At 74.4% G+C, this 15,388-nt stretch carries 12 protein-coding genes, 1 tRNA gene and 1 pseudogene; 3 read left to right on the plus strand and 11 right to left on the minus strand.

The genetic code is table 11. The features are described from left to right. Positions 1–246: 246 nt before the first annotated feature. The 5 genes from QFW80_RS00585 to bioB are packed head-to-tail and all read right to left on the minus strand — an operon-like array spanning position 247 to position 5,314. A complete protein-coding gene (locus QFW80_RS00585; RefSeq protein ID WP_280598961.1) occupies positions 247–1,200 on the minus strand; it encodes a methyltransferase domain-containing protein in 954 nt (317 codons plus the stop codon). Beyond that, on the minus strand, positions 1,197–1,973 hold the full coding sequence (bioH, locus tag QFW80_RS00590) for a pimeloyl-ACP methyl ester esterase BioH (protein WP_280599046.1): 777 nt from the start codon (positions 1,971–1,973) through the stop codon (positions 1,197–1,199). The genes QFW80_RS00585 and bioH overlap by 4 nt, the downstream gene beginning before the upstream one ends. A gap of 8 nt (positions 1,974–1,981) precedes the next feature. After that, entirely contained in the window at positions 1,982–2,980 is a 999-nt protein-coding gene (locus QFW80_RS00595; RefSeq protein ID WP_280598962.1) for a multidrug resistance efflux transporter family protein, read from the minus strand. Next, entirely contained in the window at positions 2,977–4,317 is a 1,341-nt protein-coding gene (gene bioF, locus QFW80_RS00600; protein ID WP_425603473.1) for an 8-amino-7-oxononanoate synthase, read from the minus strand. Before bioF ends, QFW80_RS00595 begins: the two co-directional genes overlap by 4 nt. Continuing rightward, on the minus strand, positions 4,214–5,314 hold the full coding sequence (gene bioB, locus QFW80_RS00605) for a biotin synthase BioB (RefSeq protein WP_280598966.1): 1,101 nt from the start codon (positions 5,312–5,314) through the stop codon (positions 4,214–4,216). The genes bioF and bioB overlap by 104 nt, the downstream gene beginning before the upstream one ends. A 49-nt stretch (positions 5,315–5,363) precedes the next feature. Here bioB and QFW80_RS00610 point away from each other — a divergent pair, with 49 nt between their 5' ends. Next, a complete protein-coding gene (locus QFW80_RS00610) occupies positions 5,364–6,101 on the plus strand; it encodes a double zinc ribbon domain-containing protein (RefSeq protein WP_280598967.1) in 738 nt (245 codons plus the stop codon). 621 nt (positions 6,102–6,722) lie between these two features. Here the strand turns inward: QFW80_RS00610 and ubiA are convergent. Next, entirely contained in the window at positions 6,723–7,625 is a 903-nt protein-coding gene (gene ubiA, locus QFW80_RS00615; protein ID WP_280598969.1) for a 4-hydroxybenzoate octaprenyltransferase, read from the minus strand. A 171-nt stretch (positions 7,626–7,796) separates the two neighbouring features. Between ubiA and QFW80_RS00620 the strand changes: the two genes are divergently transcribed. Continuing rightward, positions 7,797–7,873 (plus strand) — tRNA-Arg (locus QFW80_RS00620). A gap of 59 nt (positions 7,874–7,932) precedes the next feature. Continuing rightward, a complete protein-coding gene (locus tag QFW80_RS00625; RefSeq protein WP_280599053.1) occupies positions 7,933–8,178 on the plus strand; it encodes a hypothetical protein in 246 nt (81 codons plus the stop codon). Between the two features lie 17 nt (positions 8,179–8,195). On the opposite strand, the gene QFW80_RS00630 is transcribed toward QFW80_RS00625, so the two are convergent. From QFW80_RS00630 to QFW80_RS00650, 5 genes and pseudogenes are all read right to left on the minus strand, one after another. Continuing rightward, complete coding sequence (locus QFW80_RS00630; protein ID WP_280598970.1) at positions 8,196–8,567, minus strand: DUF4345 domain-containing protein; 372 nt, start codon at positions 8,565–8,567, stop codon at positions 8,196–8,198. Positions 8,568–8,905: 338 nt separating this feature from the next. Continuing rightward, positions 8,906–9,433: an outer membrane beta-barrel protein gene (locus tag QFW80_RS00635; RefSeq protein ID WP_280598972.1), complete on the minus strand. Its 528-nt coding sequence runs from the start codon at positions 9,431–9,433 to the stop codon at positions 8,906–8,908. 366 nt (positions 9,434–9,799) lie between these two features. Beyond that, on the minus strand, positions 9,800–10,438 hold the full coding sequence (pdeM, locus tag QFW80_RS00640; RefSeq protein ID WP_280598973.1) for a ligase-associated DNA damage response endonuclease PdeM: 639 nt from the start codon (positions 10,436–10,438) through the stop codon (positions 9,800–9,802). 412 nt (positions 10,439–10,850) lie between these two features. Beyond that, positions 10,851–13,598 (minus strand): annotated as a pseudogene (locus QFW80_RS00645) (ligase-associated DNA damage response DEXH box helicase); the annotation flags it as partial. Next, positions 13,595–15,385 carry a cisplatin damage response ATP-dependent DNA ligase gene (locus QFW80_RS00650; RefSeq protein ID WP_280598974.1) on the minus strand — a complete coding sequence of 597 codons (1,791 nt, stop codon included), beginning with the start codon at positions 15,383–15,385 and terminating at the stop codon, positions 13,595–13,597. The gene QFW80_RS00650 and the pseudogene QFW80_RS00645, both read right to left, overlap by 4 nt. Positions 15,386–15,388: the final 3 nt, after the last annotated feature.

Here is a 15,388-nt window from a genome sequence, read left to right on the forward strand (position 1 = left end):
AGCCCGGATAAGGCCGCAGGCCGCATCCGGGGTCGAGGCGCGTGCGATGCGGTTGCGAGGTGGTCCCCGGGTGCGCTGCGCTTACCCGGGCTACGTGGGTGAACGAGCGCGGGAGGCGTAGCCCGGATAAGGCCGACGGCCGCATCCGGGGTCGAGGCGCGTGCGATGCGGTGGCGAGGTGATCGCGGGTGCGCTGCGCTTGCCCGGGCTACGGATGAGGCAAGGTCATCGTAGTGGCCGCAGGCGTCAGCCGCGGCGGCGCACGCGGATACGGTCGGCGGGGAAGCTGGCCAGCTCACCGCCGGCATCGCGGATCGGCGCGCCGGGCTCCGGGGTCCAGGCCAGCGCCGTGATCACTTCCCAGCTCGCCGGCAGCAGCGCCGCCTGCGCGTCGGGCAGGCCGGCACCGCGGAGCGGTTCGTAGGCGGCGGCCGCCGCGGCGAAGCGCGAGCGGCCGGTGAGCGTATGCCGACGCGCGTGCAGCGCATTGGTGGCGCCGATCGCGCGCAGCTCGCGCATCAGCGCCGGCAGGTCGGGATGGCCGCGCATCAGCAGGTCGCGGTCGAGCACCGGATCGCGGAACCCCGCGTGCATGAGCGCGTCGCCGAACTGCGCGATCGAGGCGAACGGGCTCACGTGCGGCACCGCGTCGTCGGCGCGGGCGAAGGCCTCGCGCAGCTCCCACAGCGTGTCGGGGCCGAAGGTCGAGCACAGCAGCAGCCCGCCGGGGCGCAGCACGCGGCGGAAGCCGGCGAACGCGGCCGGCAGGTCGTCGATCCACTGCAGGCACAGGTTGGAGAACAGCACGTCGACGCTGGCATCGGCCAGCGGCAGCGCGCGCAGGTCGGCGCAGACGCGGTCGACGGGACGCCGCCGCGCGAGCGTGTCGCGCAGGCCGACGCGGTCGGGCAACTGGCGCAGCATCGCCTGCGACAGGTCCAGCGCCACCACCTGCGCCTTCGGCCAGCGCTTGCGCATCCCCTGCGCGGCGTGGCCGGGGCCGCTGCCGACGTCGAGCACCACGCCCGGCGACCAGTCGTGGCCGCGGCCCGGCACGAGCGCGAGCAGGTCCAGCGATTCGAGCAGCCGGGCCTCGACCTCGCGCTGCAGCGCCGCGGCCGACCCGTAGCCAGCGGACGCGCGCGAGAACGACCGCCGCACCTGGCGCGCATCGAACATGGGCTGCGGCGCGCGGCTCATCGCGGCGCCTGCCCCGCGTCGCGTGCGAACGCATCGAGCGCGGCGGCGACCTCGTCGGCATGGGTGAGGAACGGCGCGTGCCCGGCGTGTTCGACCACCACCACCTCCGCGCGCGGCACCTGCGCGGCCGCCTCGCGCATCGCGCGCGGATCGACCAGGCGGTCGCGGCGGCCGGCCAGCCACAGCGTCGGCATCGCCAGCGTCTGCAGCGCGGGGCGCAGGTCCGCGGTCTCGAGTAGTTCGAGGCCGTCGGCCAGCACGTGCGCCGCCGGCTGCCCGCGGGCGAACACTTCCTCGCGCAGCACCCGCATCTCGTGGCGCGCATCGTCCGAACCGAACGCCTCCAGCGCGATGAAGCGGTCCAGCGTCGCGCGCCAGTCCTGGCGCAGGCCCAGCGCGAAACCGCGGAAGATCTCCGGCGACATCCCCAGCCGCCAGTCCTCCCCGCGCACGAAGCGCGGGCTGGCGCACAGCATCGCCAGGCGGGCGACCGCGTGCGGGCGCGTGGCCGCCGCGTGCAGCGCGAACAGCCCGCCCAGCGACCAGCCCGCCCACAGCGCACGCGGCACGCGCGCCACCAGCGCCTCGACCACCGGCTCCAGCGCCAGCGGCACGGTGCTGTCGCGGCCATGGCCGTGCCCGGGCAGGTCGACCAGGTGCAGGGTGTAGCGCGACGCCAGCCGCTGCGCGAGCGCCTCGAACACGCCCGAGTGCATGGCCCAGCCGTGCAGCAGCACCAGGTCCGGACCCGCGCCGCGGGTCTCGATGTGCAGCCCGCCGCTCATGCGCCCTTGTCCGTGGGCAGCGCGGCCACATCGCCGCCGGCGCCCGGGCGCGCGACCACCCAGGCGAACGCGGCGATGCCCGCGACCACGATCGCGGCGCCGGCGAGCGTGCTGCCGGTCGGCCAGGCCTCGCCGAGCAGCAGCACGCCCAGCAGCACCGCGAACACCACCTCGCCGCCCTGCATCGCTTCCACCGCGCCCAGCGCCAGCGGCTGGTCGCGGACCATGCCGGTGGCCTGGAAGAACAGGATCGTGGCGATCACGCCCGCCGACAGCGCCACGCCCGCGGCCAGCCACACCTGCGCCGCGCTCGGCGGCCCGGCGGCGAACGCGGCGTACGCCGCCACCAGCAGCCACATCGGCTGGCTGGCGAGGGTGAGGCCGAACACGCGCTGGGTCGCGCTGAGGGCTTCGCCGCTGCGCTCCAGGTGCAGCAGCAGCAGGCGGTTGCCGAGCGGATAGGCCACCGCCGAGACCAGCACGCAGCCCAGCGCGATCCAGGCCGCGCGGTCGAGCGCGCCGCTGGCGTGGCCGAACTGCATCAGCAGCACGCCGGCGATGATCAGGGCCGCGACCGCGATCCCCGCCGCCGGAATGCGCCGCCGCGCGTCGCGGTACAGCAGCGGCGCGCACAGCATCCCGGCGATCACCGTGAACTGGAAGGAGCCGGCCACCAGCCACGACGGCCCGCTCGATGCGGCGAACGAGAGCAGCACATAGAACAGCACGAAGCCGATCCCGGCGCAGCGCAGCCAGGCCCACGGGTGCGCGGCGATCGAGCGCAGCACCGGGCGCATGCCGCCCTGGAAGCGCATCAGCGGCAGCATCAGCGGCAGCGTGATCAGGTAGCGCAGCGACGCCAGCCACGCCCAGTGCCCGCCGCCCGACGCGCTGGCGCGGTTGAGCACGTAGGTCATGGTAAAGAACAGCGCCGACAGCAGCGCCAGGCCGACCGCCGCGAGCGCGACGCGGCCATGTGCGCGGGCCGCGGTCATGCGGCGTGGCTGGGCGCGGTGTGCGCCGCGCGGTCGCGTGCGACCGCCAGCGCATCGGCCAGCGCGTCGACCTGCACCGGCTCGTGCGCCGCGGTGACGGTGACGCGCAGCCGCGCCTGGCCCTCGGGCACGGTCGGCGGGCGGATCGCGGCGACCCAGTAGCCGTCGCGCTCGAGCGAGTCCGCCATCGCCAGCGCGTTGGCATTGCTGCCGCACAGCACCGGCTGGATCGGCGTGTCGGAGGGCATCAGCGACAGCCCGTGGCCCTCGGCGCGCACGCGGAAGCGCTGCACCAGGTCCTGCAGGCGCTCGCGCCGCCAGTGGTCGCGCCGCGCCAGCTTCACCGCCGCCAGCGCCGCGGCCGCCTGCGCCGGCGGCAGCGCGGTGGTGTAGAGATACGGTCGCGCGGTCTCGGCCAGATGGTCGACCAGGTCGGCGTCGCCGGCGACCACGGCGCCGTGGCTGCCCAGCGCCTTGCCCAGCGTGACCAGGCGCAGCGGGACCGCCTTCGCGTCCAGCCCGGCTGCGGCCACCGAGCCGCGCCCGTCCGGCCCCAGCACGCCCGCGCCGTGCGCATCGTCGACGTACAGCAGCGCGTTCTGCACCCGCGCGGCGATCGCCAGCTCGCGCAGCGGGGCGAGGTCGCCGTCCATGCTGAACACGCCATCGGTGGCGAGCATCGCCGCGGATTCGGCCATGCTGCGCAGCTGGCGCAGCGCGCCTTCCACGTCGCCGTGCGGATAGCGGCGCAGGCGACAGCCGGCCAGGCGCGCGGCGTCGATCAGGCTGGCGTGGTTGAGCCGGTCCTGCACGCACAGGTCGTCGTCACCCAGCAGCGACTGCAGCACCGCCAGGTTGGCCGCGTAGCCGCTGTCGAACAGCAGCGCGCGCGGCACCTCGAGCCACTCGGCGATCTCGCGTTCGAGCGCGCCGTGCAGCGCGTGGTGGCCGCACACCAGGTGCGACCCGGTGCCGCCGGCGCCGTCGCGCGCGGCCGCGTCCTGCAGCGCGTTCACCACCGCAAAATGCTGCGACAGGCCGAGGTAGTCGTTGCTGCAGAAGTTCAGCAGCGTGCGGGGGCTGACGTCGGCGCCGGCGACCTCGCAGCGCACGCCGTCGCGGCGCAGCACCTCGCGCCGCGTGCGGCGGGCGGACGCCGCGGCACGCTGTTCGCGCTGCGCGGCCACGCGGGCATGCAGGTCGGGACGATCCACTGGCATGGCTTGGCTCCCCTCAACCGCGGCCCCCTGCCGCGCAGGCATCCGGCTCCGGGGCGGCCTCGCGCCCGGCCGAGATGTCGGCATGTACGGTACCACCGTGGTCGTGGCCGTCGGCATCCACCGCCACGTGCATCGCGCGCAGGCCCAGGCGTTCGAACAGGGCCTGGTCGTGGTCCACGTCCGGGTTGGGCGTGGTCAGCAGCTTCTCGCCGTGGAAGATCGAGTTGGCGCCGGCGCTGAAGCACAGCGCCTGCAGTTCGTCGGACATCGTCTCGCGCCCGGCCGACAGCCGCACCATCGAGCGCGGCATCACGATCCGCGCCACCGCGATCGTGCGCACGAACTCGAACGGATCCAGCTCGGCGCTGCCGTGCAGCGGCGTGCCCTGCACCTGCACCAGGCGGTTGATCGGCACCGAGTCCGGGTGCGCGGGCAGGGTGGCCAGCGCGCGCAGGAAGCCGGCGCGCTGGGCGCGGGTCTCGCCCATGCCGACGATGCCGCCGCAGCAGGTCTTCATGCCGGCGTCGCGCACGTGTTCGAGGGTGTCGAGCCGGTCCTGGAAACCGCGGGTGTGGATGATGTCGCCGTAGTAGCCGGGGTCGGTATCGAGGTTGTGGTTGTAGTAGTCCAGCCCGGCCTCGCGCAGCGCATGCGCCTGCGCGCCGCTGAGCATGCCGAGCGTGGCGCAGGTCTCCAGCCCCAGCGCCTTGACCTCGCGGATCATGGCCGCGACCTTGGGGATGTCGCGGTCCTTGGGCGAGCGCCAGGCCGCGCCCATGCAGAAGCGCGAGGCGCCGGCATCGCGCGCGCGCCGCGCCTGTTCGACCACCGCCTCGGTCGACATCAGCTTGGTCGCCTCGACCCCGGTGTGGTAGCGCTGGGCCTGCGGGCAGTAGCCGCAATCCTCCGGGCAGCCGCCGGTCTTGATCGACAGCAGGGTGCTGACCTGGACCTCGGCCGGGTCGAAGTGGCGCCGGTGCACGCCGGCGGCGCGGTACAGCAGCTCGGGGAACGGCAGGTCGAACAGGGCCTCGATCTCGTCCTGGCGCCAGTCGTGGCGGACGGCATCGGCGGGCGGCTCGGCCGCGGGGCGGAGCGGGCTGACGGCAGGCATCGGGGTTTCCTGACAGACGGACGCGGGCTGGCCGTTCAGTCTGGAAAGCATGCCCGGGCCTGTCAACCGAATCGAGCGCGCGCCGGTTGACGGCTGGTGGCGCAGGCTGGGCGCCCGGCTGTGCCCGCCGCGCTGCCTGGCCTGCGGCGAAGCCGCCGCGCCGGGCACCGACCTGTGCCCGGCCTGCGCGGCCGGCCTGCCGTGGAACGCGGCGGCCTGCCCGCGCTGCGCGATGCCGCTGCCGGGCGCGTCCTCGCCGGTGCCGCCGTGCGGCGCCTGCCAGCGAAGGCCGCCGCCGCTGGATGCCGCCCACGCCGCCTTCGTCTACCGCGCCCCGCTCGACCGCCTGCTGCCGCGCTTCAAGTTCCATCGCGACCTCGCCGCCGGCCGGCTGCTGGCCGACGCCATGGCCGCGCGCTTCGCGTCCCTGCCGCGCCCGGACGCGCTGCTGCCGGTGCCGCTGCATCCGGGCCGCCTGCGCCGCCGTGGCTACGACCAGGCGCTGGAACTGGCGCGGCCGCTGGCGCGCGCGCTGCGCCTGCCGCTGCTGGACGGCGTGCTGGTGCGCACCCGTGCCACCACGCCACAGTCCGAACTCGACGCAAGCGGGCGCCGGCGCAACCTGCGCGACGCGTTCGCGGTGCGGGGCGAGGCGCGGCTGCCGGCGCACGTGGCGCTGGTCGACGACGTGATGACCACCGGCGCCACCCTGCACGCGGCCGCCCGCAGCCTGCGCCGCGCGGGCGTGACGCGGATCGACGCCTGGGTATGCGCGCGGGTGCCGTGAGCCGCGCGGGAACCGCGCGAGATCACCCGGTCGCGGGTGCGTCCGCAGCGCAAAGCCCTTCGCCCGGGTCAGCACAGCGCAGCCGGGACCGCCAGTGCATCAGGGGGCCGCGGGCGCAACGGCGGGACGCGCCATCCCCGTAGCCCGGGTAAGCGCAGCGCACCCGGGACCGCGGGCGCATCCGGGGCCGCCGGCGCAATGGCGTCCTGCGCACGGGGTGAACGCCAAGGGCGGCGATGTGGCCGGCGGACGTGGGCGACGTGTCCCCGGATGCGCTTCGCTTATCCGGGCTACGACCGCACCAGCGGGACGCGCCATCCCGTAGCCCGGGTAAGCGCAGCGCACCCGGGGCCGCTGGCGCATCCGGGATCGCGAGCGCACCCGGGACCGCTGGCGCGACCGCCTCCTGCCCGCGGGGTGAACGCCAAGGTCGGCGGATGTGGTCCGCGGACGCGGGCAACGTTTTCCCGGATGCGCTGCGCTTACCCGGGCTACGACCGCCCCGGCGGGACGCGCCATCCGCGTAGCCCGGTTAAGCGCAGCGCACCCGGGGCGGCCGGCGCTGCGACGTCCTGTGGGAAGCCGCTGCGGGAACGCGGTCCCGCCCCCCGCGACCCGCGCTCACCGCAGCGCGAAGTCCAGCGCGATGCCCGCGAAGATCGTCGCCCCCACCCAGTGGTTGTGCAGGAAGGCGCGGAAGCAGGCCGCGCGGTCGCGATAGCGCGCGATGCCGAACTCCCATGCCACCAGCAGCGCCGCCAGCCCCAGGCCGGTCCAGTACGCCGTGCCCAGCCCGGCCTCGCGCCCGACCAGCGCCAGAGCCGCGAACGCCAGCGCGTACAGCACGCCCTGCGCCACCAGGTCGAGTTCGCCGAACAGGATCGCGGTGGACTTGGCGCCCATGCGGATGTCGTCGTCGCGGTCGACCATCGCGTACCAGGTGTCGTAGGCGGTGGCCCAGAAGATGTTGGCCACGTACAGCACCCAGGCCACCGGCGGCACCGTGCCCTGCACCGCGGCGAAGCCCATCGGGATCGCCCAGCCGAACGCCAGCCCCAGGTACACCTGCGGCAGGTAGGTGTAGCGCTTGAGGTAGGGATAGCTGGCGGCCAGGAACAGGCCGACCACGCTCATCCACACCGTCAGCCGGTTGAGCGTCAGCACCAGCGCGAACGCGGCCAGCATCAGCACCAAGAACACCGCCAGCGCCTCGCGCCCGGAGACCGCGCCGGTGGCCAGCGGCCGGTCCCTGGTGCGCTCGACGCTGCCGTCCAGCCAGCGGTCGGCATAGTCGTTGACCACGCACCCGGCCGAGCGCGTCAGCCACACGCCCGCGGTGAACACGAACAGGATCCACGGCGGCGGGACGCCGCCGGCGGCGAGCCACAGCCCCCACCAGGTGGGCCAGAGCAGCAGCAGCCAGCCGATCGGCCGGTCGCCGCGGATCAGGGTCCAGTACAGCGGCAGGCGCTCGCGCCAGTGCGGCCGCGACGGCACCGGCGGCGAATAGCGTTCGTACGACATGGACGCAGGTTACCAGCGGCGCACGTGGCTGCCTGCGCGCCGCACCTCGCCGGCTTCGGCCGGCCACGCCGGCTGGCCGCATCCCCCGGATGGGTGACATAATCGCCGGCCGGCCGCCGTTCGTAGTGCGGCCGCGCGACACGGCGCCCGCGGGCACCGACGCCGCACAACGCGCCTGTAGCTCAGCCGGATAGAGTAGTGGCTTCCGAAGCCATTGGTCGGGGGTTCGAATCCCTCCAGGCGCGCCATTTCCCCGTCCGTGCATGGTTCACGTGCCCGTCGCGGCTGCGCCGGGCAAGCTGTGGCCATGGCAGCGCCCCGCACCCCGCCCTGGAAGAAGCGCAACCCGGTGAAGCCGGCCGCGCGCACGGCCCTGACCGAGCTGCAGAAGGAGCTGGCGCGCGACCGCGCCGAAGCGGCCGGGCGCCGCTATCCCAACCTCATCGACAACATGTGGGCGGCGCAGCAGGCGAAGGCCGCGGCGCAGCAGTCGCCCGCCCACGCGCGCGGCCCGGACGAAGATGCGGACGACGACGGGGACGCGGACCGCTGACGCGGGGCGTCGCCGTCTCAGCGATCGCCGAACCACAGCGCCAGAGCCCAGACGAGCATCGCGAGTTCCACCGCGCCCAGCACCAGCGTCGGGCGGCCCACCGGGCCGAACGCGGCGATGCCGATCCAGCGGAACGGCACGACCGAGGCGTAGAGCACCAGCGCCACCAGCAGCCCGGTGCGGTGCTGCTCCGGACGCAGCGCGAACAGCGCGAACACGATCGCCAGCGCCAGCTGCAGGCCGCCGTAGATGCTCAGGTATTCCGAGCGGCCGCCGCCGTCGAGCTGGACGTAGCCGATCGCGGCCGAGGTCGAACGCCAGCGCAACGCGCACCATGCGGCGAGCACGAGGTAGGCCACGGCGTTGAGCCACAGATAGAAGACGGTCATCGCGGCGGCTCCGGTGCGGATCGCGGCACGGTCGCGCAGGCACGGTCTTCGTCGCGTGAGGAGGGCGCCGCGAGGACTTGTAGCGGCAGATCGAAGTCGCGTAGCCCGGATAAGCGCAGCGCATCCGGGGCGCATCACGATCGAACACGCGCGAGATCGCGGGGCAGATGCACCCTGCCACCTCACGTCGTGCGGGCACCAGTGTGATGCGTGTTGGGTTCGAAGCGGCCGGGAACCCGGGTGCGCTGCGCTTACCCGGGCTACGGGGCGGGCTGCGGGCGGGGCAACGAGGGTCGATGGTAGCGGATGCCGGCGCGGGGCCGGCATCCGCGCCCGGGTCAGAAGTCGAAGCGCACCTGCACCTGGGCGGCGTCGACGTCGAGGTCCTCGACCTCGCTGCGGGTGTATTCGCCGCGCAGCGCGACCAGGTCGTTGAAGCGGTACTGCAGGCCGACGCCGTAGACCGGGTCGGTGCCGTCGTCCTTCGCGGTGCCGGTCAGGCCGGGGATCGCGCCGTCCAGTTCCCAGCGCTGGAAGCCCGCCTTCGCGTAGCCGGAAAAGCGCTCGGTGAAGGGCAGGATGCCCACCGCGGTCAGCGAGGCCGAGCTCAGTTCGAGGTCGGTGCCGGCGACGTCGGGTTCGAGGCTGCCGAAGTCGGTGTAGCCGGCCTCGAGCGCGAAGTTGCGATGGAACTGGTAGCCGCCGAAGACGGAGAACGCGGTGTCCTCGTCGTCGTAGGCGCGCTCGTCGACCAGCGCCTGGCCGGCGCCGACGCCGGCGTAGAACCCGCTGTCCTGGGCCTGGGCCCCGGAGGCACCGGCCAGTAGCACGGCGGCGAGGGTGGTGGTGAGCAGCTTGGAACGCATGGAAATCTCCTGAAGTGGGGGAACGGGCGCCGGGCCCGTCGCCGCGCGGCATCGGGAAGTGCCCGTCCGCGTCGGCGTGGTCAGGAGATGGGCGTTCCATCTGCGCATCAAAGACCTTGTTTCTGGATTCTTTATCCCATGATCGGGACCAATCAGATTCAACGCAGGCGCGTGCGCTCACCAGCGGACCGGACCCGGTTTTTGCGGCCGGCCTGCCCGGAACGCGGGCGATGGGGCGGACCGGGTTGGCGACGGGCTCCTTGGCGCGGCGCGCGATGACCCGCCGGGTCCCCGGGTGCGCTGCGCTTACCCGGGCTACGGCGCCGGTTTGCGGGTGCGGCGTCGCGATGCGGCACCGGTGCGTCGCTATCCCAGCCGCAGCAGCTGCCGCCCGTTGCACAGCACGCTGCCGGCGCTGTCCGCGCGCGGTACGGGATGGCCGCCGGTGAAGGCGGAGAACGCCGGCAGCACGGTGATCCCGGGCCGCAGCCAGAACAGCGGGTGCCGGCCCAGCGGCGGCAGCCGCAGCACTGGGTGCACGTGGCCGCACAGCACGTGCCGGTCGGAGGCGGACACGTCCGGCGGCGCGTGGCGGAACTCGAACGGAAGATCCACGTGCCCCTCGCGCACCCGCGCCACGCCCGCGGCCTCCGCGTCGAACGCACGGTCGTGGTTGCCCGGCACCACCGCGATGGCCACGTGCCCGTGGGCGTCGCGGAACGCGCGCCAGGCCGCGTCCACCGCGCGGTGGCGACGCGCATGCAGGAAGTCGCCGAGGATCCAGAGCTCGGCGGCGCCCGTGGTCGCGAGCAGCGTCGCCAGTCGCTGGAGATCGTGCGCGGTGCCGCCGCTTGGCACGGCAATGCCCGCGGCGCGGAAGGTATCGCCCTTGCCCAGGTGCAGGTCGGCGATGCACAGGCGGCCGCGCGCGGGCCAGTACAGCGCGCGGTCGGCGAGCAGGCGCACGGGTTCGCCGGCGAGGACAAGATCGAGGACGTCAGCCATCGCGTGGCCGGCGGGACGTCGGCGCGCGTGCATCGGCGTGGGCGGCTTTGGACGAACCTGCCGGTCTGTCGCCGGCGCTTTGGGGTCGGTGCGGGGTTGCGGGTGTCTGGCGGGCCTGGGCCGTGTCGGCGGCGGGGCGCGTGTGGGACGCGGAGGTCTGGCGCGAAGAGGCGGTCGCAGTTGACGGGTTCGCGGGCGAGGCGCCACTGGGCTTCGGAAGGTTGCGTGGGGTCCCGGATGCGCTTCGCTTATCCGGGCGACGGAAGTGCGCGTTGGCGGGGCCTGGGCGCTTCCGGGACGCGGACATCCGTTGGGGGGATGCGGTTGAAGCGGGCGTTTCCGCGGGAGCGGTGCGCTTGGCGGTCGAAACATCGCGCGGGACCCCGGATGCGCTTCGCTTATCCGGGCTACGGGGGCGGTGGCGATGTTCGAGGCGCTCGGCGGCGCGCTGCACGCGGGTGCGCCAGTCCTCGCTGCTGTGGGTGCCGCGCATGGCGTCGGCCCAGAGCGGGAACGACAGCGGCGTGAGCGTGTCGGGCCGCTGCAGGTCGAGCGGCTGGGCATGGCAGCGTTCGAGCACCGCCTGCAGCGCACGCACTTCCAGCTGGGCCTCGAACACTTCGCGCTCGGCCTGTTCGAGCAGCAGGTGGCCGGGGTCGTGCCGCTGCAGTACGTCGAACAGCAGCCCGCTGGAGGCCTGCAGCTGGCGCAGGCTGCGCAGGGCGCGGCCCGGCAGCGACGGCGGCAGCAGGCCGGCCACGCGCGCGATCTCGCGGAACTGGCGACGCGCGAGTTCGGCCAGGTTGGCGCCGGCCTGCAGGTCCTCGACCAGGCCCTGCGGCGCGAGCAGGGCGTGCACCAGGTCGGCATCGAGCTCCGGCTGCGCCTGCGCGGTCAGCGCCAGCCCGTAGTCGTTGACCGCGAAGGCGAAGGTGTTGGGCGCACGCCGACCCCAGCGCAGCGCCAGCAGCGCGGCCAGGCCCTCGTGCACGCCGCGGCCGGCGAACGGATACAGGAACAGGTGCCAGCCTTCGCGCGTCTTCACGAATTCCGCCAGCAGGCGTCCCGGCGCGGGCAGCGCGGACAGCCGCGCCTGCAGGTCGAGCAGCGGGCCCAGTGCGCGGAGCTCGGGGCTGTCGCGCGGGCCGGCCAGCACCTGCGCCACGCGCGCGCCGAGTTCGCCCGACATCGGCATGCGCCCGCCCTGCCAGCGCGGCACGATGCCGTCGGCCTGCCTGGCGATGCGCACGTACGCGGTCATGTCCTGCAGGCGCACCAGCTCGAGTGTGCGGCCGGCGAACTGGAAGCGTTCGCGCGGGCGCAGGCGCGCGAGGAAGCTCTCCTCCACGCTGCCCAGCGTGCCGCCGCGCATCAGCTTCACCTGCAGCGCGCCGTCGCTGGTGATGGTGCCGATCGACAGCCGGTGGCGCTGGGCGATGCGGCGCTCGTGCACGCGGTAAACGCCATCGTCGTCGAGCGTGACGCGGGTGTATTCGGGATAGTGCTGCAGCGCCTCTCCACCGCGCACGATGAAAGCCAGCACCGCCGCCCACTGCGCGTCGGTGAGCGCGGCGAAGGCGTGGGTGCCGCGCACTTCGCGCAGCAGCGCGTCTGCGCGAAAGCCGCCGCCGAGCGCGAGGGTGACGCAGTGCTGGGCGAGCACGTCCAGCGACAGCCGCAGCGGCACGCGCGCCTCGATCTGCCCGTCCGCCAGCGCCGCGCGCGCGGCGGCGTATTCGGCCAGCTCCAGCGCGTGCGTCGGCACGCAGACCACGTGTCCGGCCTCGCCCGGACGATGGCGCGCGCGGCCGGCGCGCTGCAGCAGCCGCGCCATGCCCTTGGGACTGCCGAGCTGCAGCACCTGGTCCACGGCCGGGAAGTCGACGCCCAGGTCGAGGCTCGAAGTGGCGACCACGCAGCGCACGCGCCCTTCGCGCAGCCCCTGCTCGACCGACGCGCGCAGCTTCGGGTCGAGCGAGCCGTGGTGCAGGGCCAGGGTCTCGGGCGCGTCGAGCCAGGTCGCGGCCAGGGCGCGGTGCCAGAGCTCGGCCTGCGAACGCGTGTTCGCGAACAGCAGCGTGGTGCCCGCCGCCTGCAGCTGCGCGGCGACGCGCTGCACCTGCGACAGGCCGATGTGCCCGGCCCAGGGAAAGCGCTCGCCGGCCTCGGGCAGCAGGGTGTCGAGCGTCAGGCTGCGCGGTTTCGCCGCGTGCAGGATCGCGGCGCCGGGCGCGTGCGGCAGCAGCACGTCGCGCGCCTGCTCGAGGTTGCCGAGCGTGGCCGACAGCCCCCAGGTGCGCGCCTGCGGCGCCCACGCCCGCAGCCGCGCCAGGCACAGCTGCAGCAGCACGCCGCGCTTGTTGCCGAGCAGTTCGTGCCATTCGTCGACCACGATCCCGCGCAGGCCCGCCAGCTGCGCGGCGGTGTCGGGATAGCTCAGCAGCAGCGCCAGCGATTCGGGCGTGATCACCAGCGCATCCGCGCGCCCCTGCCGCGCCAGGCGCCGGTCGCGCGAGGACGCATCGCCGGTGCGCATCGCCACGGTCCAGTCCAGGCCCAGCGCGGCGATCGGCTCGCGCAGCGCGCGCACGGTGTCATTGGCCAGCGCGCGCAGCGGCGTGATCCACAGCAGCCGGGTGCGGCCGGCGGTGGACACGCCGGCGCGGCGCGTGGAGCGCGATGCGGGCGGAACGGGCGCGGCGCGGTCGCCTGCGTCCATCGCGCCGGGCGGCGCGATGACGGCCTCGGGTGCCCCGGTGTCCGATGTGGCACGTGGTGCCGCCCGGTCGGACGCAGCGGTTGTCGAGGCAGTCGCGGCCGGCGCGCCGCCCTCGTGCGTTGCAGGCGCGTCGTCCGCCGTGCCGACGGCGCGTGTCGCCACGGCGCGCACGCCGCGCGACCTCGCCGGTGTTTTCGCTTTCACCTTCGCCCTGGCCGATGCCGCCCTGGCCTGCGCCGCCTCGGCCAGCGCATCGAGCAGCGGGCCGCCGAGCGCCGCCAGGGTCTTGCCGCTGCCCGTGGGCGTGACCAGCAGCCCCGATTCGCCGCGGCGCCAGCGGCGCCAGGCCTCGTGCTGGAACGGCGCCGGCGTCCAGCCCTGCGCGGCGAACCAGTCCGCCAGCGGCGCGTCGAAGCGCGTGCGCGACCCGGGCGGACTCATCGCGCCAGCGCCCGCAGCGTGTCGAGCCGGTCGGCCTCGGCCGCGGGCTTGTCCTGGCGCCAGCGCAGGATGCGCGGGAAGCGCACCGCGATGCCGGACTTGTGCCGGGTGGAGCGGTTCACCGCCTCGAAGCCGAGTTCGAACACGTGCACGCCCGGCACCGAGCGCACCGGGCCGAAGCGTTCCAGCGTGTGGGCGCGGATCCAGCGGTCGAGCCTGAGGATCTCGGCATCGTCCAGCCCGCTGTAGGCCTTGGCCACCGGCACCAGCGCATCGCCGTCCCACAGGCCGAAGGTATAGTCGGTGTAGAGCGTGCTGCGGCGGCCGTGGCCGGACTGGGCGTAGATCAGCACCGCGTCGACGGTGAGCGGATCGATCTTCCACTTCCACCAGTCGCCGCGCCTGCGTCCGCCCTGGTAGGGCGCGACGGCGCGCTTGAGCATCAGGCCTTCCACGCCGCGCTCGCGCGCCTGGCCTCGCAGCGCGGCGGCGTGCGCCCAGTGGTCCACGTCGACCAGCGGCGAGAGCACGATGCGCGGATCGTCGTGGGCGTCGAGCAGCGCGGCCAGGGCCTCGCGCCGTTCGCGCTGCGGACGCCCGCGCCAGTCGACGCCGTCCAGTTCCAGCAGGTCGTAGGCCTGCACCCGCACCGGCGTGTCGGCGAGCGTCTTCGGGCCCGGCTTGCGGCGCTGGATGCGCGTCTGCAGCGCGGTGAACGCCAGCGGCGCGTCCTCGCCCGCGCGCCAGGCGAGCAGTTCGCCGTCGAGCACGCAGTCGCGCGGCAGCGCGCGCGCGGCGTCCTCGATCTCCGGGAAGCGGCCGTCCAGGCGTTCCTCGCCGCGCGACCACAGCGCCACCTCGCCGCCGCGACGGATCAGCTGCAGGCGGATGCCGTCCCATTTCCATTCCAGCAGCCAGTCGTCCACCGGCCCCAGCGCGCGTTCGATCGCACCGGGATCGTTGGCCAACGCGGTGGTGGAGTCGGTTGCGCCGCCCGGATCCGCGTCGGCCTCGAGGGCGCGATCGCCGGGGTCTCCCGTCGCCGCCGATCCGGCATCGGCAGGCTCCGGCGCCTGGCCTTCGGATGCGGTCGTGCCCTGCCCGTCTTCGGCCGGTGCCTCCGGCCGCAGCGCGGCCTCGATCGGGGTGGCGAGGAAGAACGGATACGGCTGCTGGCGATCGCTTTCCAGCGCCTCGTGCGACAGCAGGCGCTCGAGGAAGGCCGGCGTCGGCGACCACTCCCCGAGCATGCGCTGGGCGATGCGGGCGATGTCGACCCCGCTCATTTCCGCCAGCGCCTGCTGCACCAGTCGCTGCGACACGCCCACCCGCAGCGCGCCGGTCAGCAGCTTGTTGAACAGCAGCCGCTCGTCGAAGCAAAGCGTGCGCCAGGCCTCCACCACCACCGCGCGGCGCACGTCCTCGTCGCGGTTGGCGACCGGCAGCAGGCGGCGTTCGATCCACTCCGACAGCGGCACGTCGGCCGCGCGCTGCGCCGGATCGTCGAGCAGCAGGGCCAGGGTCTCCGCCAGGTCGCCGACCTGGTCGTAGCTGTCGTCCACCAGCCAGTCGGGCAGGCCCGCCTCGGCGGCGATCCACGCGCGCAGCTCGCGGGTGTTGGCGATACGCTTCTTCGCGCCGGCCACCTTGCCGCCGGCCAGCAGGTGCAGCGCCCAGGCGGCATCGCGCGGCGGCGCTTCGCGGAAGTAGCGCACCAGCGCGGCGCGCTTGTCGAGCGTGGCGGTGCTGCGGTCGAGCTCGCGGTAGAGGGTGGCGAAGCGGCGCATGCG

It is taken from the genome of Luteimonas rhizosphaericola (genome assembly GCF_029888045.1).
Lineage (GTDB): Bacteria > Pseudomonadota > Gammaproteobacteria > Xanthomonadales > Xanthomonadaceae > Luteimonas > Luteimonas rhizosphaericola.

Coding starts and splice junctions, on each gene's coding strand:
- QFW80_RS00585 (WP_280598961.1), bottom strand. CDS start 1,200: ATGAGCCGCGCGCCGCAGCCCATGTTCGATGCGCGCCAGGTGCGGCGG.
- QFW80_RS00595 (WP_280598962.1), bottom strand. CDS start 2,980: ATGACCGCGGCCCGCGCACATGGCCGCGTCGCGCTCGCGGCGGTCGGC.
- bioF (WP_425603473.1), bottom strand. CDS start 4,317: ATGCCGACGGCCACGACCACGGTGGTACCGTACATGCCGACATCTCGG.
- bioB (WP_280598966.1), bottom strand. CDS start 5,314: ATGCCTGCCGTCAGCCCGCTCCGCCCCGCGGCCGAGCCGCCCGCCGAT.
- QFW80_RS00610 (WP_280598967.1), top strand. CDS start 5,364: ATGCCCGGGCCTGTCAACCGAATCGAGCGCGCGCCGGTTGACGGCTGG.
- ubiA (WP_280598969.1), bottom strand. CDS start 7,625: ATGTCGTACGAACGCTATTCGCCGCCGGTGCCGTCGCGGCCGCACTGG.
- QFW80_RS00625 (WP_280599053.1), top strand. CDS start 7,933: ATGGCAGCGCCCCGCACCCCGCCCTGGAAGAAGCGCAACCCGGTGAAG.
- QFW80_RS00630 (WP_280598970.1), bottom strand. CDS start 8,567: ATGACCGTCTTCTATCTGTGGCTCAACGCCGTGGCCTACCTCGTGCTC.
- QFW80_RS00635 (WP_280598972.1), bottom strand. CDS start 9,433: ATGCGTTCCAAGCTGCTCACCACCACCCTCGCCGCCGTGCTACTGGCC.
- pdeM (WP_280598973.1), bottom strand. CDS start 10,438: ATGGCTGACGTCCTCGATCTTGTCCTCGCCGGCGAACCCGTGCGCCTG.
- QFW80_RS00650 (WP_280598974.1), bottom strand. CDS start 15,385: ATGCGCCGCTTCGCCACCCTCTACCGCGAGCTCGACCGCAGCACCGCC.